This window comes from Amycolatopsis thermophila (assembly GCF_030814215.1).
Classification (GTDB): domain Bacteria; phylum Actinomycetota; class Actinomycetes; order Mycobacteriales; family Pseudonocardiaceae; genus Amycolatopsis_E; species Amycolatopsis_E thermophila.
Map to the genome: position 1 here is coordinate 1092927 of NZ_JAUSUT010000001.1, position 22418 is coordinate 1115344.

Genomic DNA, 22418 nt, shown 5'->3' on the forward strand with positions numbered 1-22418 from the left:
ATCGGGGGTTCGGGCGCATGATCCCGGTACGAGCGCTGACCAAGCGCTTCGGCGCGTGCGCGGTCAGGACTTTGTGGACGGGGGCGGTGGGGGCGGCGTCTTCGCGGAGGACGTCGATGATCTCGCGCAGGCGGTCGGTCGCGGTGGCTGCTGCTTCGCGCCGGGATGCGACTTCCGAGTGGCCCTTGACCTCCAGCGCGGCGGCTCCGGGAGGGCAATCAGACTCAGCGAATCGTGCACGTCGCCCGCGATGCGAGCCCGCTCTCGGAGCCCGGCCTCCTCCGCCACGATCCGCTGCCGCAGCTCCTCCGCCCACTGCCACCCGGCCTCCACCAGGTCCCGCCGCGCGCGCATGTACCGCCCCAGCCACCAGGGCAGCACCCCGGCGAACCGCATCACCCCGGCCGCCGCACCCCAGCCGGCCAGCGCGCAGCGGCCGATCGCCGGCAATATCGGCACGGCGAACCCCGCGACCGCCAGGAACGTGACCAGTGCCGGCCGCACGGAGTCCATGTGCCGCACGGCGAGGCGGGCGAACGGCACCATCACCAACACCGGCCACACCGGGACCCGGCTGCCGAAGCTGACCAGCATCGCCACGCCGCACCCCACCGCGGCGGTCCGCGACAGCCACGGACCGCGCCGCGCGGCGGCGCCCGTGACCACGGTCGCCACCAACCCGCCGATCAGCTCCTACGGCGTTGCCACGCCTTTCGCAGACCAGCAACGCGAGCACCAGCACGCTCGTCAGCAGCTCAACGGCTCTCCCCCATGGTTTCCCCATGGGGAGGACGCTACCGACCGATGTGGACGGCGGGTATCTGTCGAAAGTCAGATTTCGGTGGTGACCCGGACGAACTCCAGCACCTGCGGCCAGGACAACGCGAACGCCTCGGCGTTGACCGGCGTGCCGTGCCGCGTCTTGTTGCTGAAGCCGTGCTCGGCGTCCGGGTAGACGTGGATCAGGCTGGCCCCGGCGCTCCGCCCCTGCAACGCCGCCTGCAGCTCGTCGAACCGCGAGCGCGGCACCAGTTCGTCCGCCGTCGGGTACAGCATCATCACCGGCGCCTTGATGAGCCCGGCGTGCGCGACGGCGTCCATGGTGTGGTTCGGCGGCGTCTCACCGGGAACCGTCGGGTGGTAGGCGACCACGCCGGACAGACGGTGATCTCGGCCACCCAGGATGAGCGCGAACCGGCCGCCCAGGCACCACCCGATCACGCCCGCGCGGGTGCAGCCGAGCTCGCCGAAGAGGTGGTCCAGCAGCTGCGTCTGCTCGTCCATCGCGACCGCGTCGTCGAGTTCGGGCATCTTCGCCAGCAGGTCGGGCATCGAGGTGTCGTCGCTGCTCGGACCGTGCCACGGGTCCCACACCAGCGCCGTGACACCGGTCGCGGCGATCGCGCCGGCCCACTCGCGGACCTGCTCGCCGATGCCGGTGACCATGGGCAGCAACAGCATGCCGGATCGGCTGCCGCCGGCGGGCTGCGCGAGGTAGGCGCCGAGACCGTTGACGGTGAGCCGGGACGTTTCGATGTCCTGTGTCATGCCGCGACATTAGGCATGATGATCGGCATGGCCGAACGCACCCTGGCCGAGCAGCTCGGCGCCGAACCGCCCACGGGCGTCGCCGCGCTGGACCCGGCACACCAGCAGGACCTGGCGGATGCCCTGCGCGCCGCCCGGCGACGTCAGGCGGCGGCCCTGGCCAAGGCGGGCAACGACGCGCTGAAGTTCGTGCCCGCGCTGTTGCGGCCCGCCGTCCGGAAGGCCGTCGGGCTGTGACGCCCGCGGAGGCCGAGATCCGCAAGCTGGCCCGCGTGCTGGGCGTGGCGCCCGGACGACTGGCCTACCTCGCGGAGGTCCCCGTCGAAGACCTGCGTGAGCTGCGGGAACGGACGACGACCGTGCTCTTCGACGCGCACCTGGGCGTGCTGGAGCGGATGGCCGGGGCGAGCAAGCTGCTGCCCACGCCGGTGCTCGCCAAGATGGCCGAGCGCGTGTTCGGGCCGCTGCTCGCCGCGCGCATCGCCGGGCTGGTCGAGGCCTCCCGGGGCGCGGAGATCGCCGGCCGCCTGTCGCCGGTGTTCCTCGCCGACGTCGCAGCCGAGCTGGACCCGCGGCGGGCCCGCGGCATCATCGCGAAGCTGCCGGCGCCGGTGGTGGTGGCCGTGGCGCGGGAGCTGGCCCGGCGCGAGGACTGGATCACGATCGCCCGGTTCGTCGACCACCTGCCGGACTCGACGATCGTGACCAGCCTGGAGTTCATCCCGGACGAAGCGCTGCCCGAGGTCGCCGCACTGCTCGACGACCCGTCGAAGATCACGAAGGTGCGGGACCTGCTGCCGCCCGAACGGCTCGCCCGGCTGCCGGAACACCTCCGCTGAGCCGGAGTTCCCGTTTCTCCAAGCCGGCGGCCGCCGGGCCGCGGGACCATCGGCTGGTGATCAGACGAATCGTTCCCTACGCCGACGGCACCGAGCTCGCCCGGTCCCGGGCCTTCTACGTCGAGGTCCTCGGGCTCGAGGTGGCGATGGAAGACCCCGTCCTCGGCCTGCGCTCCCCCGGCAACCCGACCGCGCAGATCGTCATCCCGTCACCCGGCGCGGACGAACCCGCGCCACGGTTCGGGATCGACGTCGGTGAACCGGAGGCGGTCGACGCGGCGCACGAAGAGGTCCTGCGCCGCGGGTTGCGAGTCGTCTACCCGTTGCGGGACGAGCCGTGGGGCGTGCGCCGCTTCTTCCTGGAAGACCCCGGCGGCACGGTGGTCAACGTCCTCGCGCACCTGCCGCTCAGGCCGCCACGATGAGGTAGATGCCGTACAGGACGACGGCGGCGCACGCCGCGAAGCACACGCCCGCGGTGACAGCGCCCGCCGTGCCCGTGCCGCCGCTCTCCCGCGCGTCGGCGCGGGCGGCGACCCCGCGCACGCCGACCGCGAACAGCCCGGTCACGACGGCCACAGCGGCGAGGGCGACCACGAACACGGTGCCCAGTGCGGTCCAGTCGATGTGCATGCGGTGCCTCCTCAGGCCGCCACGGGAACGGGTTGCTCGGCTTCGGGCGCCACCGAGTGGGGCGTGACCGGGTTGCGCCGCGACCACAGCCAGATGCCCAGTGCCGCGGCGATCAGCACCAGGCCGACTACGACCGTGCCGACGGTGCCCAGGGTCGCGACCTTCGCCGCGACCGCGCCCACCGCGGCGGCCGCGGGCAGGGTCAGCAGCCAGGCCAGCGCCATGCGGCCGGCGACGCTCCACCGGACCTCGGCCAGCCGCCGCCCGACGCCGGAGCCGATCACGCCGCCCGAGCAGACGTGCGTGGTGGACAGCGCGAACCCGAGATGCGAGGACGCCAGGATCGTGGCGGCCGCGCTGGCCTCGGCGGCGAAACCCTGCGGTGTCTGCACGTCGGTGATCTTGCGGCCCATCGTGTGGATGATCCGCCAGCCGCCCATGTAGGTGCCGAAGGCGATGGCCAGGCCCGCGCTGAGCACGACCCACAGGGGTGGCCCGGAGCCGGCGGCGAGCGTGCCGGACGAGATGAGGACCAGCGTGATCACACCCATGGTCTTCTGCGCGTCGTTGGTCCCGTGCGCGAGCGAGACCAGCGACGCGGACAGCACCTGCGCGCGCTTGAACGACTTGCCCACCACGTCCTGGCGCACCTTCGCGGTGATCCGGTAGACGAGGAAGGTGCCGACCACGGCGACCAGCCCGGCCACGAGCGGCGAGGCGACGGCGGGGATCAGGACCTTCCGCACGACCTGCGCGAAGTGCACCGCGTCGGACCCGGAGGCGACCCAGGTGGCGCCGATCAGGCCGCCGAACAGGGCGTGCGAGGAGCTGGACGGCAGGCCGACCAGCCAGGTCACGAGGTTCCACAGGATCGCCCCGACCAGTCCGGCGAAGACGACGACCGGGGTGACCTTCGTGTCGTCGACGATCCCGCCGGAGATGGTCTTGGCCACCTCGACGGACAGGAACGCGCCGACGAGGTTCAGCACGGCGGAGATCGCGACGGCGACCTTCGGTCTGAGGGCGCCGGTGGCGATGGAGGTGGCCATGGCGTTGGCGGTGTCGTGGAAACCGTTGGTGAAGTCGAAGGCCAGCGCGGCGATGATCACCACGAGGACGATCAGGGAGAGGTCCACACCTCCAACGGTACCTTTCGGGTGACGGCACGGGGACCGGAACCGGTGAACTGTCGGTGAATGCGGCCTTCCTCACGCCACCGGTGTGCCCGCGCGCCACACCCGCCACGTCAGGGGCACCCCCGGCCGGTAGGCGAGGTGGGTCCGGGAGGGCGCGTCGAGCACGTGCAGGTCGGCTCGGGCGCCCGGCCGGAGCACGCCGACGTCCTCGCGGCGCAGGGCCCGCGCCCCGCCGAGGGTCGCCGCCCGCACCGCCTCCTCGACGGACAGGCCCATCTGCAGCACGGCCGTCGCGACGCAGAAGCTCATCGACGTGGTGTAGGAGCTGCCGGGGTTGGCGTTGGTGGCCAGCGCCACGGTCGCGCCCGCGTCGAGCAGGCGGCGCGCCGGGGCCAGCGGTTGCCGCGTGGACAGGTCGCAGGCCGGGAGCAGGGTCGCCACGGTGTTCGAGCCGGCCAGCGCCTCGACGTCGGCGTCGGACAGGTGGGAGCAGTGGTCGACGCTCGCCGCGCCCACCCGGACCGCGAGCCGGACCCCGGGGCCCGGTCCGAGCTGGTTGCCGTGCACCCGCAGACCGAGGCCGTGACGCGCGGCCGCGCGCAGGACCCGCTCCGACTGGGCCTCGTCGAACGCGCCGGTCTCGCAGAACACGTCCGCCCACCGCACCGATCCGGCGACCGCGTCGAGCATGCCGCCGCACACGAGATCCACATAGGACTCGGCGTCGGCGCCGGGCGGCACCAGGTGGGCGCCCAGGAAGGTGACCTCGTCGGCCACTTCGGCGGCGATCCGCGCGGAGCGGACCTCGTCGGCGACCGTCAGCCCGTAGCCGGTCTTGGTCTCCAGGCACGTCGTCCCCTGGCGAGCCGCCTCGGCCACGTGCCGGCGCAGGTTCGCGGTCAGCTCCGCGTCGCCGGCCGCGCGGGTCGCCGCCACGGTGACGGCGATGCCGCCCGCGGAGTAGGGCTGCCCGGCCATCCTGGCCTCGAACTCGGCGGTGCGGTCGCCGGCGAACACCAGGTGCGTGTGGCTGTCCACCCAGCCGGGCAGGGCGGCGCGGCCCTCCACGTCCACCCGTTCGTCGGCGTCCGGCGCGGCCGCCGCGGGGCCGACCCAGGCGACCTCGGGGCCCTCGACGACGATCGCCGCGTCGTGCAGGGTGCCCAGCGCGTCGTCGTTCGTGGTCAGCTCGCCGATGCCGGTGATCAGGACCGCCACAGCGCCTCCACCTCGTCCGCCAGCGCCGCCGCCGGACGGTCCACCAGCCGGTGCTCCCGGTCCCGCACGATCCACCGGCCGCCGACCAGCACGTCCGTGACGTCGGCAGCGGAGGCGGCGAACACCGCCCCACCGGGTTCGGTGCCCGCCGTCCGGACCGAATCGAGGGCGACCACGACCAGGTCCGCGGGCGCGCCGGGGGTCAGGCGCCCGGCCGGTTGCCCGATCGCCGCGTGGTCGGTCGCCGCGGCCACCAGTTCGCCGGCGGTGAAGCACCCGCGTTGCCCGGCCGCGAGCCGTTCGTGCAGTTCGAGGGCCTGCAGTTCGGCGAACGGGTCGATCACGGCGTGACTGTCGCTGCCCAGGCACAGAGCGGCGCCGGAGCGGGACAGCCGCCGCGCCTCCCCGATGCCGTCGCCGAGGTCGCGTTCGGTCGTCGGGCAGAAACAGACCCGCGACAGCAAGCGGATGTCCGAATCCGTGAGGTGCGTGCCGTGCACGGCCACGGTGCGCGGGCCGAGGACACCGGCGTCGTGCAGCAGCTCGGCGGGCGTGCACCCCCGGTGGGCCCGGCAGTCGTCGTTCTCGGCCCGCTGCTCGGACAGGTGGACGTGCAGCGGGCCGTCCCACCCGGCGAAGAACGGCAGCTGGTCGGCGGGCACCGCGCGGACCGAGTGCACGGCCGCGCCGACCACCGCCGCGCCGGGCTCGAGCCGGGCGACGCGCGCGGCCCAGCCGTCGACGTCCCCGTCACCGAAGCGGAGTTGCGCACCGGACAGCTCGCGGCCGAAACCGCCGGTCAGGTAGCACGTGTCGAGCAGGGTCAGCCGGATGCCGGCGTCCTCGGCGGCCTGGGCGAGGGCGTGGCCCATCGCGTTCGGGTCGGCGTAGGGCCGTCCGCCCGGCGCGCGGTGCAGGTAGTGGAACTCGCCGACGGCGGTGTACCCCGCCAGCACCATTTCGGCGTACACGCCGCGGGCCAGGCGGTGGTAGGAGTCGGGGTCGAGCTTCGCGGCCACCTCGTACATCCGCTCGCGCCAGGTCCAGAACGTGCCGCGGTCGTGGTGGGTGCGGCCGCGCAGCGCGCGGTGGAAGGCGTGCGAATGCCCGTTGGCGAAGCCGGGCAGCACGAGCCCGCGCAACACCGTGCCGTCCCGCGGCGCGTCCGGGTTGACGACCGTGAACACGCCGTCCGTCACCTCGATCCGCACCCCGGACGCGACTCCGCCCGGCAGCCACGCGTGCTCCGCCCAGAAGATCGTCATGTCGACAACGACTCCAGGGCACGGGCGAGCGCCACCACGCCCTCCTCGACGTCGACGTCCTCGGCGAACTCCTCCGGAGCGTGGCTGATGCCGGTCGGATTGCGCACGTAGAGCATCGCCGCCGGGGCGTGCGCGGCCAGGATCGCGGCGTCGTGGCCGGCGCCGGTCGCCAGCTCGGGTGCGTCCAGCAGGCCGGTGAGGCGCTCGCGCAGCGCGGGGTCGAAGGTGACCGTGCCGCCGTAGGACTCCTGGGTGACGGTGACCGTGCAGCCCTCGGCCGCCGCGGCCCGTTCGGCGGCTGCGGTCACCTCCGCCACGACGTCACGGCTCCGCCCGCGCGCGTCCAGCCACAGGTCGACGCCGGAGGGGATGACGTTCGTGCCGCCGGGCCGCGGCACCAGCCGGCCCACCGTGGCCCGAGAGTCCACAGTAGACGCGACGCGGCGGGCGGCGAGGACCGTTCCGGCGGCGGGCACCATCGGGTCCCGGCGATCGCGCAGGATTGTCGTACCCGCGTGGTTCCCTTGGCCGGTGAAGGAAAACCGCCACCGTCCGTGTTCGAGCACCGTGCTGCCGACCGCGACCGGCACGTCCAGCCCCCGCCCCTGCTCGATGTGCAGCTCGACGAACGTCCCGATCCGATCGAGCGCGACGTCGTCCCGGCCGAAGCGCGCCGGATCCACCCCGGCCCGCTCGGCGGCCTCGGCGAGCGTCACGCCGTCCGGATCGCGCAGGGCCCGCGCCCGGTCCGCGTCGAGCGCGCCGGTGAGCAGCCGGGATCCCAGGCACGGCACGCCGAACCGCCCGCCCTCCTCCTCGGCGAACACGACCACCGCGAACGGTCGCGCGGGAGTGAACCCCCGTCCCCGCAGCCGGGACACCGCCGCCAGCGCGCCGGCGACACCGAGCGGCCCGTCGAACGCGCCGCCGCCGGGCACCGAGTCGAGGTGGCTGCCGGTCACCAGCGCGTCCCGGCCGGGCTCGCCCCACCACGCCCACAGGTTCCCGTTGCGGTCGGTCTCCACGTCCAGACCGCTTCGTCCGGCCTGCTCGCGGAACCACTCGCGCAGCTCGGCTTCGGCCCGGTCGAAACCGTGGCGCGCGTATCCACCGCCCGCGGCGCGGCCGACGTCGGCGAGGTCGTCGAGCAGGCTCACCTCGGCACCCGCAGGCCGTGCCCGGCTGCCACCTCGGCGGCGCGTTCGTACCCGGCGTCCACGTGGCGGAGCACGCCCATCGCCGGGTCGTTGGTCAGGACCCGTTCCAGCTTCTGCGCGGCGAGCGGTGTCCCGTCCGCGACACACACCTGCCCGGCGTGGATCGACCGGCCCATGCCGACGCCCCCGCCGTGGTGCAGCGACACCCAGCTCGCCCCGGACGCGGTGTTGACCAGTGCGTTGAGCAGCGGCCAGTCCGCGATCGCGTCGGAGCCGTCGGCCATCGCCTCGGTCTCCCGGTAGGGCGAGGCGACGCTGCCCGCGTCCAGGTGGTCGCGGCCGATCACCACCGGCGCGCTGAGCTCGCCAGTGGCGACCATCTCGTTGAACCGCAGCCCGGCCAGATGCCGTTCGCCGTACCCGAGCCAGCAGATGCGCGCGGGAAGGCCCTGGAACGCCACGCGTTCGCCGGCGAGCCGGATCCACCGGGTGAGGGTCTCGTTGTCCTCGAACAGATCGAGGATGGCGCGGTCGGTCGCGGCGATGTCGGCGGGATCGCCGGAGAGTGCGGCCCAGCGGAACGGTCCCTTGCCCTCGCAGAACAGCGGGCGGATGTAGGCGGGCACGAAACCGGGGTAGTCGAAGGCGCGCTCGCAGCCGCCGAGCTTCGCCTCGCCGCGCAGCGAGTTGCCGTAGTCGAACACCTCGGCACCGGCGTCCAGGAAGCCGAGCATCGCGCCGACGTGCTCGGCCATCGACGCGCGCGAGCGGTCGGTGAACTCGTCCGGCTTCGCGGCCGCGTAGTCGTGCCAGTCGCCGATCCCGACGCCGATCGGCAGGTAGGCGAGCGGGTCGTGGGCGGAGGTCTGGTCGGTGACGACGTCCGCCTCGAGCCCGCGGCGCAACAGCTCCGGCAGCACCTCGGCGGCGTTGCCGATCAGGCCGACCGACACCGCCTCCCCGGCCTTCTTCGCCGCGGTGACCCGGCGGATCGCGGAGTCCACATCGGACGCCAGCTCGTCGAGGTAGCGGGTCTCGAGCCGGCGACGGGCCCGTGCCGGATCGCACTCGACGACGAGCGCGGTGCCACCGTTCATGGTGATCGCGAGCGGCTGCGCACCACCCATCCCACCCAGTCCGGCGGTCACCGTGAGCGTCCCCTTCAGCGATCCCCCGAACCGCTTCTCCGCGACGGCGGCGAACGTCTCGTAGGTGCCCTGCAGGATGCCCTGGGTGCCGATGTAGATCCAGGACCCGGCGGTCATCTGCCCGTACATCGTGAGGCCGAGCTTCTCCAGCCGCCGGAACTCCGGCCAGGTCGCCCAGTCGCCGACGAGGTTGGAGTTGGCGATCAGCACCCGCGGCGCCCACTCGTGCGTGCGCAGGACGCCCACCGGTTTGCCCGACTGCACCAGCAGCGTCTCGTCCTCGCGCAGGTAGGTGAGACAGCGGGTGATGGCGTCGAAGCTGGCCCAGTCGCGGGCGGCCTTGCCGGTGCCGCCGTAGACGACCAGGTCCTGCGGCCGCTCGGCGACCTCGGGGTCGAGGTTGTTGTGCAGCATCCGCAACGCGGCTTCGGTCTGCCAGGTCTTCGCCGTCAGCGTGGTTCCACGGGCGGCCCGGACGGTGCGGCTCATGCTTCCTCCAGGGCGGTCAGGACGGCTCCCGAACGGACGAGCTCCTCGGCGGCCGCGATCTCCGGCGCGAGGTGGCGGTCCGGGCCTGGCGCGGCGACGCGTTCCCGCAGCAGGTCGCGCACCGCGGCGGTGACGGGCGCGGGCCGCAGCGGCGCGCGGAAGTCCAGCGCACGGGCGGCGGTCAGCAGCTCGATCGCCAGCACCGACGTCAGCCCGTCGATGGCGCGACGCAGTTTGCGCGCCGCCGACCAGCCCATCGACACGTGGTCCTCCTGCATCGCGCTGCTGGGGATCGAGTCGACCGAGGCGGGCACGGCCAGCCGCTTGAGGTCGCTGACGATCGCCGCCTGCGTGTACTGGGCGATCATGTGCCCGGAGTCGACGCCGGGGTCGTCGGCGAGGAACGCGGGCAGCCCGTGCGAGCGGGACACGTCGAGCATCCGGTCGGTGCGGCGTTCGGCGATGCTCGCCACGTCGGCGAGCGGGATGGCCAGGAAGTCCAGCACGTAGGCCAGCGGCGCGCCGTGGAAGTTGCCGTTCGACTCGACCCGCCCGTCGCCGAGGACGACGGGGTTGTCGATGGCCGCGGCGAGTTCCCGGTCGGCGACCAGCTCGGCGTGGGCGACCGTGTCGCGGGCCGCGCCGTGCACCTGGGGCGCGCACCGCAGCGAGTAGGCGTCCTGGACGCGTGTGCACTCCGGGCCGCGGTGGCTCGCGACGATCTCGGAACCGGCGAGCGCGGCGAACATCCGGCGCGCCGATACGGCCTGACCGGGGTGCGGCCGCAGCGCCTGCAGGTCCGCGGCGAACACCCGGTCGGTGCCGAGCAGGGCCTCCACGCTCATGGCCGCGGTCAGGTCGGCGGTGTCGAGGAGGCGGCGGAGGTCGTCCAGGGCGAGGACGAGCATGCCGAGCATCCCGTCGGTGCCGTTGGTCAGCGCCAGCCCCTCCTTCTCGGCGAGGGTCACCGGTTCGAGCCCGGCCTCGGCGAGGGCTTCGGCGGCGGGACGCCCGTCGAGCACCTCGCCCTCGCCCATCAGCGCGAGCGCGACCGCCGCGAGCGGCGCGAGATCCCCGGAGCAGCCGAGCGAGCCGTACTCGTGGACCACCGGCACGATGCCCGCGTTGAGCATCCCGGCCAGCGCTTCGGCCGTCGCCGGGCGCACGCCGGTGTGCCCGGAGGCGAGCGTGCGCAGCCGCAGCAGCATCAGGGCGCGCACGACCTCCGCCTCGACGGCCGGGCCGGTGCCCGCGGCGTGGGAGCGGATGAGGGAGCGCTGCAGGGCGGTGCGGCGGTCGGCGGGGATGTGCCGGATCGCGAGCGCGCCGAAGCCGGTCGAGATGCCGTAGGTGGGCTGGCCGGCCCCGGCGAGCGCGTCGATGTGGCGGCGGTTCTCGGCGAGGGTCTTGCGCACCTCGTCGGTCAGTTCCACCTGCGCGCCGCCGCGCGCGACCGCGACGACCTGCTGCCGATCGAGGGGCCCCGCGCCCAACCGCACTGTCATGTGCCCATTGGAACCCCGCCCGCGCGCCGGAGGAGGTCCCCGGCGGGTGGTTGTGTCTGGTATCCCAGACACATGAGCGACGTGCCCGCCCTTCGCCGTGGACTGGCGGTGCTGCGCGTGCTGGCGACGCGTCCGGGGCCGATCTCGGCCGCGGCGATCGCCCGCGAGCTCGAGCTCCCCCGCTCGACGACCTACCACCTGCTGGCGGAGCTGGAGGCGGCCGGTTTCGTCGTGCACCTGGAAGCCGAGCGCCGGTACGGGCTGGGCATCGCCGCGTTCGAGCTGGGCTCGGCCTACCTGCGGCACGACCCGCTGGAACGGCTGGCCGCGCCGTTGCTGCGCAAGCTCGCCGACCGGGTCGGGCACACCGCGCAGCTGGGGGTCCTGCACGGCAACGAGCTGATGTACCTGCTCAAGGAACGGCCGCCCGCCCCGGAGACGCTGGTGACCGACGTCGGGGTCCGGCTGCCCGCGCACCTCCCGGCCAGCGGGCAGGCGCTGCTGGCGCACCTGCCGCACCCGCACGTGCGAGCACTGTTCCCCCGCTCGTTCGTGACCCGCACCGGCCGGGGGCCGTCCAACCTGGCGTCGTTGCGGCGTGCGCTCGCCGAGGTGCGGACGCGGGGCTGGGCGGTCGAGGACGGGCACGTGACGCCGGACTTCGCCTCGGTGGCGCTGGCGGTGTTCGACCACAACGGCAGCCCGCTGGCGTCGGTGAGCGTCACGTTCCGCCACGTGTGCCCGTCGGGGTGCGGCGAAACGTGGCCCGGGCTGGCCCGGGATGTGCGCACCACCGCGGCTTCCCTCACCCGCCAGATCGGCGGCCGGGCGCCCGGCCGGGCTTGACCATCGCGGGCACGACCGTGCGGACCGGGGACCCCGGACGGAGTCCGGCCCGGGGAGACCCAAAAGACCGGAGCCGACCTAACGTGGCACAACCCGAACTCTCAAGCCGAAGCAACCACAGCCGGGGGTCCGGGGGCGGAGCCCGCCGGGCGGGTCTGGGGGTCGCACCCCCAGAAAACACGACGGGCGAGGTGTGTTCGCGCCTTCCGCGAACACACCTCGCCCGCTCGCGAGTGGAGGTGCCGGGAATTGAACCCGGGTCCTCTGGCGTCTTGCCCAGGCTTCTCCGTGCGCAGTCCGCTCTGCCTCTACTCGGCCCCACCGGTCACGCGAACAAGCCGGTGTGACGGGCCCAGCCGCTGTGGGTTTCCCATCCGGACCCCGCGGCCAGGTCCGGACGGTGAGCCTCCTAGCTGATGCCGGCTACCGGGACGGAGGCGCTCCCGGGCCGACAGACTCGCACTCGCTCAGGCGGCGAGGGCGAAGTCGCGCTGACTATTAGTCTTGGCGCTTAATTGGTTACGACGACGCTTACGGTGGTCTCTCGCCTGCACCGGCACGCTTCCCTTGACTCAACGTCCAGAGTCGAAACCGTTCACCCCCTTGTCGATGTTCTGCAATCAGCATAACGCCTGCGGCAACCCGGTTTGTTCCTCACCGGGGTGGGGCTGTCCCCACCAGCGTGACGCCCGCGCGCCCCATGTTCCACCAGCGCGAACCCGGCGATGCTGGTCCCGTGCTGCCGAGAGAGGAACAGATCATGGGGCCGACCTTCGCCGAGGTGGACGGCACCCGCCCGCGCCCGGGGGTACTCGGGTCGCTCGGGTACCTGCTCACCAACCTGCCGCTGGGCGTCGCCGGGTTCAGCGCGATGGTGACGCTGTTCACCGCCGGGCTGAGCACCGCGATCGTGTGGGTGGGCCTGCCGGTCCTCGCCGCCGCGGTGCTGATCGCGCGCGCCGCGGGCCGGTTCGAGCGCGACCGCGTGCACCGCCTGCTGGGCACCTACGTCGCGACGCCGTACAAGCCGCTCCCGCCGGGCGGGCTCAAGGGCCGCTGGAAGGCCCGGATCAGCGACGGCGCGACCTGGCGGGACGCCCTCTACCTGGTCCTGCTGCTGCCGATCGGGATCGCCGAGTTCGTCACCGTGGTCACGTTCTGGTCGGTCGGGCTCGCGCTGGTCACGCTGCCGTTCTACTGCACCTACCTGCCCGGCGGTGCCTACTTCTTCCCCGGGTACGACCTGCGCTGGATCGTGGTGGACTCGCCGGTCGACGCCCTGCCGTGGGCCGCGCTGGGCCTGCTCGTCCTGGCGCTGGCCGTCACCGTGACCCGCGCACTCGGCTCGGCGCACGCCCGCTTCGTCCGCGCGATGCTCGGCCCCGGCCCGCGTGCCCGCCGCCTCGCCGAAGCGCCCACCGAGCACCCCGGTCTGGTGGCATGATGAGCGCCGTGGCCGGTGAGCAGGGGCCGATCGAACAGGCCCGCCCGGGGGCCGCGAAGACGATCACCTTCATGGTTTCCTCCTTCGCGCTGCGCCTGGTCCAGTTCGTGCTGGTGGTCGTGCTCTCGCTGGTCGGGATCGCGACGACGGTGATCTGGGTGGGCATCCCGATCCTGCTGTGGACGACGAGCATGGTCCGCGGCTTCGGGAACCTGGAGCGCCGGTGGGTGCGCAGGATGCTCGGCACTCCCCTGCCGGCCGCCGACCGCGCCCCGGTCGACGGCGGGGTGCTGCGGCGGTGGCGGATGCGCCTGGTGGACGGCACGACCTGGCGGGACCTGGCCTACCTGCTGGTGGCGTTCCCGCTGGGCATCGTCGAGTTCGCGGTCGGTCTCGCGTCGATCCTGCTGGTGCCGATGGCGATCTGGGTAGCCCCGTGGATCGGCTGGATGCACGGTTCGCTGGCGATCGCGCTGCTCGGCCCGAACCGGACCGAGCGGCTGCGGGTCAAGGCGCAGCAGCTGCAGGCGTCGCGGGCCCGCGGCGTGGACGCGGCCGAGGCCGAGCGGCGCCGCATCGAGCGGGACCTGCACGACGGCGCGCAACAGCGGCTGGTGGCCGTCGCCCTGAACCTGGGCCGGGTGAAGAACAAGCTGGACGCGGGACCGGAGGCGGTCCGCGCCCTCATCGACGAGGCCCACACCGACGCGAAGCTCGCGGTGTCGGAACTGCGGGACCTCGCCCGCGGCATCTACCCGGCGGTGCTCGGTGACCGCGGCCTGGACGCGGCCCTGTCCGCGCTGGCGGCGAAGACGCCGATCCCGGTCGAGGTCACGGTGGACATCGAACCGCGCCCGCCGGCGGCCGTGGAGACCACCGCCTACTTCATCGCCGGTGAGACGCTGACCAACGTCGCCAAGCACTCCGGCGCGACGGAAGCGCAGGTCAAGGCGTGGCGCACGGACGACAAGGTGGTCATCGAGATCACCGACAACGGGCACGGCGGGGCCGAGGTCCGGCCCGGGGGCGGGCTGGCCGGCCTGGCCGACCGCGCGGCGACGATCGACGGCGTGATGACCGTGGTGAGCCCGCAGGGCGGCCCGACCGTGGTGCGGGCCGACCTGCCGTGTACGTGGTGACCCGGTTCGTGAGTGAATAGGGCGGATTCACTCACGGACTGGGGGTTGCGGGATGCGGGTGGTGATCGCGGAGGACGCGGTCCTGTTGCGGGCCGGGGTCGAGCGGCTGCTCGCCGACGAGGGCATCGAGACGGTCGCCGCGGTGGACAACGGCGACGCGCTCGTCGGCGCGGTCACCGAGCACAAGCCGGACCTGGCGATCGTCGACGTTCGGATGCCGCCGACGTTCACCGACGAGGGCCTGCGGGCCGCGCTGGCCGCCCGCGAGGCGGTGCCGGGCCTGCCGGTGCTGGTCCTGTCGCAGTACGTGGAGGAGAGCTACGCGGTCGAACTGCTGTCCGGCGGGGCCGGCGGGGTCGGCTACCTGCTGAAGGAACGCGTGGCCGACGTCGCCGACTTCCTCGACGCGGTCCGCCGTGTCGCGCGGGGCGGGACGGCCATCGATCCGGAGGTGATCGCGCAGGTCATGGCCAGGGGACGGAAGAACCCGCTGGACGCGCTGACCGCGCGCGAATCGGAGGTGCTCGGGCTGATGGCGCAGGGCCTGTCGAACTCGGCGATCGCCGCGCGGCTGGTCGTCTCGCACGGCGCCGTCGAGAAGCACATCGGCAACATCTTCGCCAAGCTCGGGCTGGAAACCAGCGCCGAGGAGCACCGCCGGGTCCGTGCCGTGCTCACCTACCTCGGCCGCCCCTAGACGAGTAGTCTGCGGGCCGCGTTGCCGCTGGTCAAGCACGCCATCTCGCACGACCGCACCACCGGCCAGCCGCCACCCGATCCCTGACTAATAACCGAGTTACGCCTTGCTCATCTAGCGGGTCCACGGCGGCACGATCGTGGCGCCACCCACGGTGCCGACCATCCCGGCCGACGTGCACACCGTCGCGCGCGCCGGTTCCGCGCCCGGGTTGTCCAGCCGGAACGGGGTGTCCGGCGGGACGATCATGGCGTCTCCGGAGGTGAGCCGGTACACCTCACCGCCGAGAGTCAGTTCGAGCACGCCCGACTGGAGCACGAACACCTCCTCGCGGCTCACCGAGTGCTCCTCGCCGACCAGTCCCGGCTCGAGTTCCAGCAGCCAGACGGCCAGCTCCGCCGATCCGCGGCTGGGTACGGCGAGCGGGCGGAACACCCTCCACGCACGCCTCGCCGAGGAGGGGTTCGGCGACGTCCGCCCCGCGCACGGCTTCGCCTTCCACCTGCTGTCCCACCGCGCCGCCACGGCCGTCGAACTCGGCGAGCACCTCGGCATCACCAATCCTAGAGCTCGCGGGCCTCGTCGACCTCGGTGGCGGGCAAGCCGCACAGCCGGTACTCCCAGCCGGCCTCCGGGGTGAAACCCAGCTGGTAGAAGGTCTCGATCTTGGGACCCTCGTGCAGGTGAACGTGGCGCATGACCGTGCCCGACACCGGGTCGTCCAGCGTCTGGACCCGGCCGTCGAGGGGGCCGCCGAAGAACCGGACGTTCTCTTCGGTCATGGAGCCCTCCTCGGGTCGGGGAACGATATCGACGTCCGCCCATGGTAGGTGAGTGGCAGACCGGGCGCCGCCGTCAGAACGGGTGAGGAGCGGTTCACCACACCGGGCGCACGGTCACCCTCCGGTGTCGCGCCATATCGGCGGCGAACGCCGACAACCCGTGGTGCATCCGGGCGAAATCCTCGGTACCGATCAGCTCCACCCACCGCGCCTCCGCCTCCTGGGAGATCGCCACCACCCGGTCGACGCACTGCCGGCCGCGCGCGGTCAGGACGACCAGCCTGCTGCGCCGGTCGGTCGGGTGCGGGCGGCGTTCCACGTAACCGCGAGCGGCCAGTTCGTCGACGAGCTGCACGGCCGCCTGTAGGGCCTGCCCCACCACGGTCCTGCACCTGGCCCCCGCGCGAAGACGGCGGTCTGCCTCGCTGTGCCGGAAACCCGTTCCGACCAGGCTTCACCCATGCGACAAAGCCTGCGGCCGGCCCCGGCGGGAGCCCGCGACACCTTCCTCGACGTGGTCCGCGCGATCGCGATCCTCGCGGTCATCGGACAGCACTGGCTGATGCCGGTGCTCAGCTACGACCACGGCACCCTGGCGACCGGCAACGCCCTGACCACGCCGGGCTGGTGGGCGCTGACCTGGCTGTCCCAGGTCATGCCGATGGTCTTCTTCGCCGGTGGTGCGGCGAACCTGCTGTCCCTGCGGCGCGCGGCCTCGACCCGCGACTGGCTGTCCACGCGGCTCAAGCGGCTGCTGATCCCGGTCCTGCCGCTGTTCGCGGTGTGGCTGCTGGCGCCCGACCTGCTGCGCGACCTGGGCGCGCCGGAGCAGCCGGTGCAGATCGCCGGCGCGATCGCCGGCCAGCTGCTGTGGTTCCTCGCCGTGTACCTGCTCACCGTCGCCGTGACACCGCTGATGCTGGCCGCGCACCGGCGTTGGGGTCTGGGCGTTCCGCTGGTGCTCACCGGGCTGGCCGTGGTGGTCGACGTCGGCCGGTTCGAGGTGTTCGGCCCGCTCGGGTACGTCAACGCCGTGTTCGTGTGGCTCGCGGTGCACCAGCTCGGCTTCCACTACGTCGAGGGCCGTCTCGCGACGCTGAGCCGGCGTGGCGCAGCGGGCCTGGCGATGGCCGGGTTCGGGGTGACCGCGCTGGCCGTCGCCTTCGGTCCGTACCCGGCGAGCATGATCGGCATGCCGGGCGCGCCCGTGTCGAACATGAGCCCGCCGACCGCCGTGCTGATGAGCCTCGCCGTCGGGCAGGCCGGCTTCTGGCTGGCGCTCAAGCCCGCTCTGGCCACGCTCGCGGAACGTCCCGCCGTCGCCGCCGTCCTGCGCTGGAGCGGACCGCGCTTCATGAGCCTGTACCTGTGGCACATGCCGGCTCTGGTCGTCGTCGCGGGCGTCGCGGTGCTGGGCTTCGGCTACGCGACGCCGGAGCCGGGCAGTGCGGACTGGTTCGCCGTGGCACCGATGTGGGCCGGCGCCGCCGCGGTGGTGCTCGCCGGGCTGCTGCGGGCGTTCGGCCGGTTCGAGACGCGGCCGGGCACGGGCAGTGCGGTCCCGGCGCGACAGCTGGCCCTGGCGACCGTGCTGGCCTCGGGCGGCCTGCTCGGTCTGGCCGCACACGGGTTCACCACGCCGCCGCACGGCGGCCCGTTCTCCGGTCCGCTGCCCTGGGTCGCGCTGGTGCTGACCGCGCTGGTGCTGGTGACGAAGCCGGTGCGGGTGGCCGTCAGAGGTTGAGCAGCTTCGCGGGGGTGTCGTGCAGGACGGCGCGCAGGAAGTCGTCCCCGAGCCGGTCGTCGGCGGCCCAGCCGGCGACCGCCCGCAGCTGGGTGGCGTAGGAGTACGGGATGTTCGGGAAGTCGGTGCCGAGCACGACCCGGTCGGCGATGCCGGCCAGCCGGTCCGTCCAGTTCGGCGGCAGCGGCATCAGGGCCTCGGTGAAGGGGACCCCGACCATCGTCGTGTCCAGGTGCACCCGCGGGTACCGCTCGACCAGCGCGATCGCCTCGTCGTACTCGGGCATCCCGGCGTGCGCGAGCACCGCGGTCAGCCGCGGGTGCTTCTTGAGCACTTCGCCGAACACGTCGAGCCCGGTGTGCGGACCCCGCTCCGGGCCGTGCCCGGCGTGCACGACGACCGGCACCCCGGCCTCCGCGAGCGCGCCCCACGCCGGGTCGAGCAGCTCGTCGCGCGGGTCGTACGCGCCGACCTGGACGTGTGCCTTGAAGCAGCGGGCACCGGCCTGCAGGGCCCGCACGACGTAGGTGGCGGCCGAGGGCTCGGGGTACAGCGTGGCGGTGGGCACCGCGGCCGGCACGCGCTCGGCGAACTCGCGCAGCCAGCCGTTGAGCCATTCGGCCATCCCGGGCTTGTGCGGGTAGGCCAGCGGCGCGTACCGCAGCACGCCGAACGACTCCAGCAACGCGACCCGCTCGTCCTCGGGCACGCGGTACTGGATGGGCCAGTCGTAACCGGTGCGTTCGCCGATCCGGTCGAAGTAGGCCCAGACCTTGACCAGCATCCGCTCCGGCAGGAAGTGCAGGTGCAGGTCCACCAAGCCGTCGAGGCCCAGGCTCCGCACCCAGGCCGCGATGTCCTCGTCGCGCTCCGGGCCCACTTAGCGGCGGCCCTTCAACGCCCTGCCGAACGCCCTGCTCATCTCGCGCTGGGCGTCGCGCTTGGCGAGGTCCTGGCGCTTGTCGTAGGCCTTCTTGCCCTTGGCGAGCGCGAGTTCGACCTTGACCTTGCCGTCCTTGAAGTACAGCGACAGCGGGACGAGCGACAGCCCGCCCTCCTTGGTCTTGCCGATCAGCTTCTCGATCTCGCCCTTGTGCAGCAGCAGCTTCCGCTTGCGGCGCGACTCGTGGTTGGTCCACGTGCCGTGCTCGTACTCGGGGATGTGGACGTTGCGCAGCCACACCTCACCGTCGTCGACGGTCGCGAACGCGTCGACCAGCGAGGCGCGGCCCGCGCGCAGGCTCTTCACCTCGGTGCCCACCAGCGCGATACCGGCCTCGTAGGTGTCCAGCACGGCGTAGTCGTGCCGCGCGCGGCGGTTCGACGCGATCACCTTGGAGCCTCGTTCCTTGGGCATAAGTCCAGGTTATCCCACACGTCCCGGCTGGAGCACGGCGTTAATGCCGCACGTAGAGCCGCAGCGTCGCATACCCGGTCGAGGCCGAGATGATGATCGACGCCAGCAGCAGCCACGGCGCCACGACGACCACGTCGAGCACCTGGATGTTCGGGATGATCCCGCCGGTGACGGACAGGATGCGGTCGACGAAGGCGAACTTGGCCCCGATCAGGCCGGCGACCGCGATCGCCCAGCCGACGACACCGGTGACCACCGCCTCGAGGAGGAACGGCAGCTGCGTGTACCAGCGCGTGGCGCCGACCAGCCGCATGATGCCGACCTCCTTGCGTCGCGTGAACGCCGAGATCTGCACCGTGTTGGAGATCAGCAGCAGGGCCGCGAGCGCCTGGATCAGCGCGATGACGAACACGCCGTCGCGGACCCCGCCGAGCACGCCGAAGAAGCGGTCGAGGAACTGCTTCTGGTCGTCCACCCGGGACACGCCGGGACGGGTGCCGTACTCCTGGGTGATCACGTCGCTGCGGCTCGGGTCCTTCAGCTTGACCTGCAGCGACGCCGGCAGCGCCTCGGGGCGGGCGGACTGGACCAGGATCGGGTTGTCCTGGAAGAGCTTCTTGAACCGCTCGTAGGCCTGGTCGCGGTTCTCGAACACGACGGTGTCGACGGCCGGGTTGCTGTTCAGGTCGGCCAGCAGTCCGCGGCACGGGTCCTGGACGCAGGTCTTGTCGTTGGCGCTGACGTCCTGCGTGAGGTACAGGGATACCTCGACGTCGGCCATGTAGTTGACCTGCATCTTGTCGATGGTCCGCACGATCAGCAACCCGCCGCCGAGCATGCCGAGCGAGATGGCCGTGGTGATGATCATCGCGATGGTCATCGTGATGTTGCGGCGCAGGCCGGTGAAGACCTCGCTGAACACGAAACTGGCGCGCATCGGGGGGTTGGTTCCTCAGGTCGGGGGCAGGCGGGGGGTTGGGGTGACTAGCGGCCGACGCCGTACACGCCCCGGGCGTCGTCGCGGATCACCTTGCCGAGCTGGAGCTCGACGACGCGGCGCCGCATGGAGTCCACGATGGAGTGGTCGTGGGTGGCCATCAGGACGGTGGTGCCGGTGCGGTTGATCCGCTCCAGCAGCAGCATGATGTCCTGGCTGGTGTCGGGGTCGAGGTTCCCGGTGGGCTCGTCGGCGAGCAGCACGAGCGGGCGGTTGACGAACGCGCGGGCGATCGCCACCCGCTGCTGCTCACCACCGGACAGCTCGTTCGGCATCCGGTCGGCCTTCCCTTCCAGCCCGACCAGCTCGAGGACCTCCGGCACCACCTTCTTGATGGTGTGCTTCGGCTTGCCGATGACCTCGAGCGCGAACGCGACGTTCTCCGCCACGGTCTTGTTGCCGAGCAGCCGGAAGTCCTGGAAGACGCACCCGATGGTCTGCCGCAGGCGGGGGATCCGGCGGCGGGCCATCTTGGCCACGTCGAAGTTGGACACGAAGACCCGGCCCTTGGTGGGGACCTCCTCGCGCAGCAACAGGCGCAGGAACGTCGACTTGCCGGACCCGGAGGGTCCGATCAGGAAGACGAACTCGCCCTTGTCCACGTCGACCGACACGTTCTCGAGTGCGGGACGCGTCGACGTCTTGTAGACCTTGGAGACACTGTCGAGCCGAATCACGGTGGGCCATCCTACCGATGGCCCTCGTTAAGCCCGGGTTGGCCTATTGCCTGGGCCACCCTGGTTACGCAGCGTTGACCTGTTTGCGCCAGCGAATGCCGGCTTCGAGGAAGTCGTCGATCTCGCCGTCGAGCACGGAGCTGGGGTTACCCACCTCGTGATCGGTGCGCAGGTCCTTCACCATCTGGTACGGGTGCAGAACGTAGTTGCGCATCTGGTTGCCCCAGCTCGAGCCGGAGTCCTTGAGGGCGTCGAGCTCGGCGCGCTCCTCCTCCTTCTTCTTCAGGAGGAGTTTGGCCTGGAGGACCTTGAGCGCGGCCGCCTTGTTCTGCAGCTGCGACTTCTCGTTCTGGCAGGAGACGACGATGCCGGTGGGCAGGTGCGTGATGCGCACCGCGGAGTCGGTGGTGTTGACGCTCTGCCCGCCGGGGCCGGAGGAGCGGAACACGTCGACCCGGATGTCCTTCTCCGGGATCTCGACGTGGTCGACCTCCTCGACCTCGGGCAGCACCTCGACGTGGGCGAACGACGTCTGGCGGCGGCCCTGGTTGTCGAACGGCGAGATCCGGACGAGCCGGTGGGTGCCCTGCTCGACGGAGAGGGTGCCGTAGATGTAGGGGGCGGAGACCTTGAAGGTGGCCGACTTGATGCCGGCCTCTTCGGCGTAGGAGATGTCGTACACCTCGGTCGGGTAGCCGTGGCGCTCGGCCCAGCGCAGGTACATGCGCAGGAGCATCTCCGCCCAGTCGGCCGCGTCCACGCCGCCCGCTTCCGCGCGAATGGTGACCACCGCGTTGCGGTCGTCGTACTCGCCGGAGAGCAGGGTGCGCACCTCGAGGGCGTCCACCTCGCGGCCCAGGCGGGTCAACTCGGACTCGGCTTCGGCCTTGCTGGCGCTGTCACCCTCGGCCTCGGCGAGCTCGTGGAGCACCTCGAGGTCGTCGAGGCGCTGGCGCAGGTCGGTGACGCGGCGCAGCTCGGCCTGCCGGTGGGACAGCTGGCTGGTGACCTTCTGCGCGGCCTCCGGGTCGTCCCACAGGTTGGGGTTGGACGCCTGCTGTTCCAGGTCAGCCACCTGCGCGCGCAGGCCGTCGAGGTCCATGACGGACTCGACCTGCGTCAGCTTGCCGGCGAGGTCCTTCAGGTCGGCTGCGAAGTCACCACTCACAACCTTCAAGGTTACGGCACGAGGTGCGGCCGGTTACGGGAACCGGCCGCTAGCGACCTCGCAGCCGTGCCCGGGGCCCCTCAGGCCTGCGGGATCGCGTCGATCAGCTTCAGCGCCGCGCGAGCGTGCGCCTGGCCGAACTCGGCGATGGCCTTGCTGTAGGGGTCCCCGGCTGCCTTGACGGCGGCCCTGGCCTCGTCCAGGTCCTCCTGGTAGCTGCCCCGGGCGGCCTCGATGAGGGCGGCGCGCTGTTTCGCGGTGAGCGAACCGGCGTGCACGAGGCGCAGGATGAGGGGGCTGCGGAGGTGGTCGGGGCCGGCGTCGGAGGTCAGCCAGGCCTTGAAGGCCTTCTTCCCGGCCGCGGTGATCACGTACTGCTGGCTGGAGCGCGGGCCTTGCTTGCCGAGCCGGACGAGCCCTTCCTTGGCGAGGGCGGGCAGTTCACGGTAAACCTGGCTGCGGGTGACGCTGAAGAACGTCCCGAACCGCTCCTCCGCCGCCGCAACCAGCTGCCCCCCGGTGGCCGGGCCGTCCTGGAGCAGGCCGAGCAATGCCGCTGCTGTTGCATTGAGTTCAGACACCCCTACACCGTGCCACTTTTCCGGGGATCTGTCCACTGTGGTCACGCT

26 protein-coding genes and 1 other RNA gene are annotated in these 22418 nt (G+C 72.4%); 8 read left to right on the forward strand and 19 right to left on the reverse strand.

The features are described from left to right. Nucleotides 1-63: 63 nt before the first annotated feature. Together FB470_RS05420 and FB470_RS05425 are read right to left on the reverse strand one after the other, a co-directional pair. A complete protein-coding gene (locus FB470_RS05420; RefSeq protein ID WP_306989233.1) occupies nt 64-666 on the reverse strand; it encodes a hypothetical protein in 603 nt (200 codons plus the stop codon). Nucleotides 667-831: 165 nt separating this feature from the next. Beyond that, a complete protein-coding gene (locus FB470_RS05425; protein ID WP_306989235.1) occupies nt 832-1548 on the reverse strand; it encodes a dienelactone hydrolase family protein in 717 nt (238 codons plus the stop codon). A gap of 27 nt (nt 1549-1575) precedes the next feature. On the opposite strand from FB470_RS05425, the gene FB470_RS05430 reads away from it, so the two are divergent. The 3 genes from FB470_RS05430 to FB470_RS05440 are packed head-to-tail and all read left to right on the forward strand — an operon-like array spanning nt 1576 to nt 2812. Continuing rightward, nucleotides 1576-1785 carry a hypothetical protein gene (locus FB470_RS05430; RefSeq protein ID WP_306989237.1) on the forward strand — a complete coding sequence of 70 codons (210 nt, stop codon included), beginning with the start codon at nt 1576-1578 and terminating at the stop codon, nt 1783-1785. Continuing rightward, nucleotides 1782-2387 carry a hypothetical protein gene (locus FB470_RS05435; protein WP_306989239.1) on the forward strand — a complete coding sequence of 202 codons (606 nt, stop codon included), beginning with the start codon at nt 1782-1784 and terminating at the stop codon, nt 2385-2387. The genes FB470_RS05430 and FB470_RS05435 overlap by 4 nt, the downstream gene beginning before the upstream one ends. Nucleotides 2388-2443: 56 nt before the next feature. Beyond that, on the forward strand, nt 2444-2812 hold the full coding sequence (locus FB470_RS05440; protein ID WP_442320125.1) for a VOC family protein: 369 nt from the start codon (nt 2444-2446) through the stop codon (nt 2810-2812). On the opposite strand, the gene FB470_RS05445 is transcribed toward FB470_RS05440, so the two are convergent. From FB470_RS05445 to hutH, 7 genes are all read right to left on the reverse strand, one after another. After that, nucleotides 2796-3020 (reverse strand): hypothetical protein, encoded by a 225-nt coding sequence (locus FB470_RS05445; RefSeq protein ID WP_306989241.1) that lies wholly within the window; start codon nt 3018-3020, stop codon nt 2796-2798. The two genes, FB470_RS05440 and FB470_RS05445, sit on opposite strands and share 17 nt — an antisense overlap. Nucleotides 3021-3031: 11 nt before the next feature. After that, nucleotides 3032-4156 carry an inorganic phosphate transporter gene (locus FB470_RS05450; RefSeq protein WP_306989242.1) on the reverse strand — a complete coding sequence of 375 codons (1125 nt, stop codon included), beginning with the start codon at nt 4154-4156 and terminating at the stop codon, nt 3032-3034. Between the two features lie 72 nt (nt 4157-4228). Next, nucleotides 4229-5374 (reverse strand): imidazolonepropionase, encoded by a 1146-nt coding sequence (gene hutI, locus FB470_RS05455; RefSeq protein ID WP_306989244.1) that lies wholly within the window; start codon nt 5372-5374, stop codon nt 4229-4231. Beyond that, nucleotides 5362-6639: a formimidoylglutamate deiminase gene (locus FB470_RS05460; protein ID WP_306989246.1), complete on the reverse strand. Its 1278-nt coding sequence runs from the start codon at nt 6637-6639 to the stop codon at nt 5362-5364. The genes hutI and FB470_RS05460 overlap by 13 nt, the downstream gene beginning before the upstream one ends. Next, on the reverse strand, nt 6636-7796 hold the full coding sequence (locus tag FB470_RS05465) for an allantoate amidohydrolase (protein ID WP_306989248.1): 1161 nt from the start codon (nt 7794-7796) through the stop codon (nt 6636-6638). The genes FB470_RS05460 and FB470_RS05465 overlap by 4 nt, the downstream gene beginning before the upstream one ends. Continuing rightward, nucleotides 7793-9433 carry a urocanate hydratase gene (gene hutU, locus FB470_RS05470; RefSeq protein ID WP_306989249.1) on the reverse strand — a complete coding sequence of 547 codons (1641 nt, stop codon included), beginning with the start codon at nt 9431-9433 and terminating at the stop codon, nt 7793-7795. Before hutU ends, FB470_RS05465 begins: the two co-directional genes overlap by 4 nt. Next, on the reverse strand, nt 9430-10938 hold the full coding sequence (gene hutH / locus FB470_RS05475; RefSeq protein WP_306989251.1) for a histidine ammonia-lyase: 1509 nt from the start codon (nt 10936-10938) through the stop codon (nt 9430-9432). Before hutH ends, hutU begins: the two co-directional genes overlap by 4 nt. Before the next feature lie 72 nt (nt 10939-11010). Between hutH and FB470_RS05480 the strand changes: the two genes are divergently transcribed. Further along, nucleotides 11011-11784 (forward strand): IclR family transcriptional regulator, encoded by a 774-nt coding sequence (locus FB470_RS05480; RefSeq protein WP_306989252.1) that lies wholly within the window; start codon nt 11011-11013, stop codon nt 11782-11784. 231 nt (nt 11785-12015) lie between these two features. Here FB470_RS05480 and ssrA read toward each other — a convergent pair. Beyond that, nucleotides 12016-12387, reverse strand: a transfer-messenger RNA (tmRNA) gene (gene ssrA, locus FB470_RS05485). A 157-nt stretch (nt 12388-12544) separates the two neighbouring features. Between ssrA and FB470_RS05490 the strand changes: the two genes are divergently transcribed. From FB470_RS05490 to FB470_RS05500, 3 genes are read left to right on the forward strand one after another with little or no spacing between them, the layout of a single operon-like run. Then, on the forward strand, nt 12545-13228 hold the full coding sequence (locus FB470_RS05490; protein ID WP_306989254.1) for a sensor domain-containing protein: 684 nt from the start codon (nt 12545-12547) through the stop codon (nt 13226-13228). Further along, nucleotides 13228-14367 (forward strand): sensor histidine kinase, encoded by a 1140-nt coding sequence (locus FB470_RS05495; RefSeq protein ID WP_306989256.1) that lies wholly within the window; start codon nt 13228-13230, stop codon nt 14365-14367. The genes FB470_RS05490 and FB470_RS05495 overlap by 1 nt, the downstream gene beginning before the upstream one ends. A 52-nt stretch (nt 14368-14419) precedes the next feature. Then, complete coding sequence (locus FB470_RS05500; protein ID WP_306989257.1) at nt 14420-15064, forward strand: response regulator transcription factor; 645 nt, start codon at nt 14420-14422, stop codon at nt 15062-15064. Nucleotides 15065-15178: 114 nt separating this feature from the next. Here FB470_RS05500 and FB470_RS05505 read toward each other — a convergent pair whose 3' ends face one another. The 3 genes from FB470_RS05505 to FB470_RS05515 form a co-directional block, all read right to left on the reverse strand. Next, a complete protein-coding gene (locus FB470_RS05505) occupies nt 15179-15499 on the reverse strand; it encodes a cupin domain-containing protein (RefSeq protein WP_306989258.1) in 321 nt (106 codons plus the stop codon). A gap of 128 nt (nt 15500-15627) precedes the next feature. After that, entirely contained in the window at nt 15628-15846 is a 219-nt protein-coding gene (locus FB470_RS05510; protein WP_306989259.1) for a hypothetical protein, read from the reverse strand. A 94-nt stretch (nt 15847-15940) separates the two neighbouring features. Continuing rightward, complete coding sequence (locus FB470_RS05515) at nt 15941-16225, reverse strand: MarR family winged helix-turn-helix transcriptional regulator (protein WP_306989260.1); 285 nt, start codon at nt 16223-16225, stop codon at nt 15941-15943. Nucleotides 16226-16306: 81 nt separating this feature from the next. Here FB470_RS05515 and FB470_RS05520 point away from each other — a divergent pair, with 81 nt between their 5' ends. Continuing rightward, entirely contained in the window at nt 16307-17590 is a 1284-nt protein-coding gene (locus FB470_RS05520) for an acyltransferase family protein (RefSeq protein ID WP_306989262.1), read from the forward strand. Here the strand turns inward: FB470_RS05520 and FB470_RS05525 are convergent. From FB470_RS05525 to FB470_RS05550, 6 genes are all read right to left on the reverse strand, one after another. Continuing rightward, nucleotides 17580-18470 carry an amidohydrolase family protein gene (locus FB470_RS05525; protein ID WP_306989264.1) on the reverse strand — a complete coding sequence of 297 codons (891 nt, stop codon included), beginning with the start codon at nt 18468-18470 and terminating at the stop codon, nt 17580-17582. The two genes, FB470_RS05520 and FB470_RS05525, sit on opposite strands and share 11 nt — an antisense overlap. Continuing rightward, a complete protein-coding gene (gene smpB, locus FB470_RS05530) occupies nt 18471-18947 on the reverse strand; it encodes an SsrA-binding protein SmpB (protein WP_306989265.1) in 477 nt (158 codons plus the stop codon). A gap of 40 nt (nt 18948-18987) precedes the next feature. Beyond that, nucleotides 18988-19884, reverse strand: coding sequence for a permease-like cell division protein FtsX (gene ftsX / locus FB470_RS05535; RefSeq protein WP_306989267.1), 897 nt, complete (start codon nt 19882-19884; stop codon nt 18988-18990). Between the two features lie 47 nt (nt 19885-19931). Further along, complete coding sequence (gene ftsE, locus FB470_RS05540) at nt 19932-20621, reverse strand: cell division ATP-binding protein FtsE (RefSeq protein WP_306989269.1); 690 nt, start codon at nt 20619-20621, stop codon at nt 19932-19934. A 64-nt stretch (nt 20622-20685) separates the two neighbouring features. After that, complete coding sequence (gene prfB / locus FB470_RS05545; RefSeq protein WP_306989272.1) at nt 20686-21789, reverse strand: peptide chain release factor 2; 1104 nt, start codon at nt 21787-21789, stop codon at nt 20686-20688. A gap of 80 nt (nt 21790-21869) precedes the next feature. Further along, the gene (locus FB470_RS05550; RefSeq protein WP_306989274.1) at nt 21870-22370 is read right to left on the reverse strand and encodes a PadR family transcriptional regulator; all 501 of its coding nucleotides are present in this window, start codon (nt 22368-22370) and stop codon (nt 21870-21872) included. Between the last annotated feature and the right edge of the window lie 48 nt (nt 22371-22418).

Bases quoted from the DNA above. Each gene is read 5' to 3' on its own strand.
- FB470_RS05500 (WP_306989257.1), top strand. From the start codon at position 14,420: ATGCGGGTGGTGATCGCGGAGGACGCGGTCCTGTTGCGGGCCGGGGTC.
- ftsX (WP_306989267.1), bottom strand. From the start codon at position 19,884: ATGCGCGCCAGTTTCGTGTTCAGCGAGGTCTTCACCGGCCTGCGCCGC.
- hutH (WP_306989251.1), bottom strand. From the start codon at position 10,938: ATGACAGTGCGGTTGGGCGCGGGGCCCCTCGATCGGCAGCAGGTCGTC.
- smpB (WP_306989265.1), bottom strand. From the start codon at position 18,947: ATGCCCAAGGAACGAGGCTCCAAGGTGATCGCGTCGAACCGCCGCGCG.
- FB470_RS05490 (WP_306989254.1), top strand. From the start codon at position 12,545: ATGGGGCCGACCTTCGCCGAGGTGGACGGCACCCGCCCGCGCCCGGGG.
- FB470_RS05520 (WP_306989262.1), top strand. From the start codon at position 16,307: ATGCGACAAAGCCTGCGGCCGGCCCCGGCGGGAGCCCGCGACACCTTC.
- FB470_RS05495 (WP_306989256.1), top strand. From the start codon at position 13,228: ATGAGCGCCGTGGCCGGTGAGCAGGGGCCGATCGAACAGGCCCGCCCG.
- FB470_RS05425 (WP_306989235.1), bottom strand. From the start codon at position 1,548: ATGACACAGGACATCGAAACGTCCCGGCTCACCGTCAACGGTCTCGGC.
- FB470_RS05430 (WP_306989237.1), top strand. From the start codon at position 1,576: ATGGCCGAACGCACCCTGGCCGAGCAGCTCGGCGCCGAACCGCCCACG.
- FB470_RS05460 (WP_306989246.1), bottom strand. From the start codon at position 6,639: ATGACGATCTTCTGGGCGGAGCACGCGTGGCTGCCGGGCGGAGTCGCG.
- FB470_RS05445 (WP_306989241.1), bottom strand. From the start codon at position 3,020: ATGCACATCGACTGGACCGCACTGGGCACCGTGTTCGTGGTCGCCCTC.
- FB470_RS05480 (WP_306989252.1), top strand. From the start codon at position 11,011: ATGAGCGACGTGCCCGCCCTTCGCCGTGGACTGGCGGTGCTGCGCGTG.
- hutU (WP_306989249.1), bottom strand. From the start codon at position 9,433: ATGAGCCGCACCGTCCGGGCCGCCCGTGGAACCACGCTGACGGCGAAG.
- FB470_RS05510 (WP_306989259.1), bottom strand. From the start codon at position 15,846: ATGACCGAAGAGAACGTCCGGTTCTTCGGCGGCCCCCTCGACGGCCGG.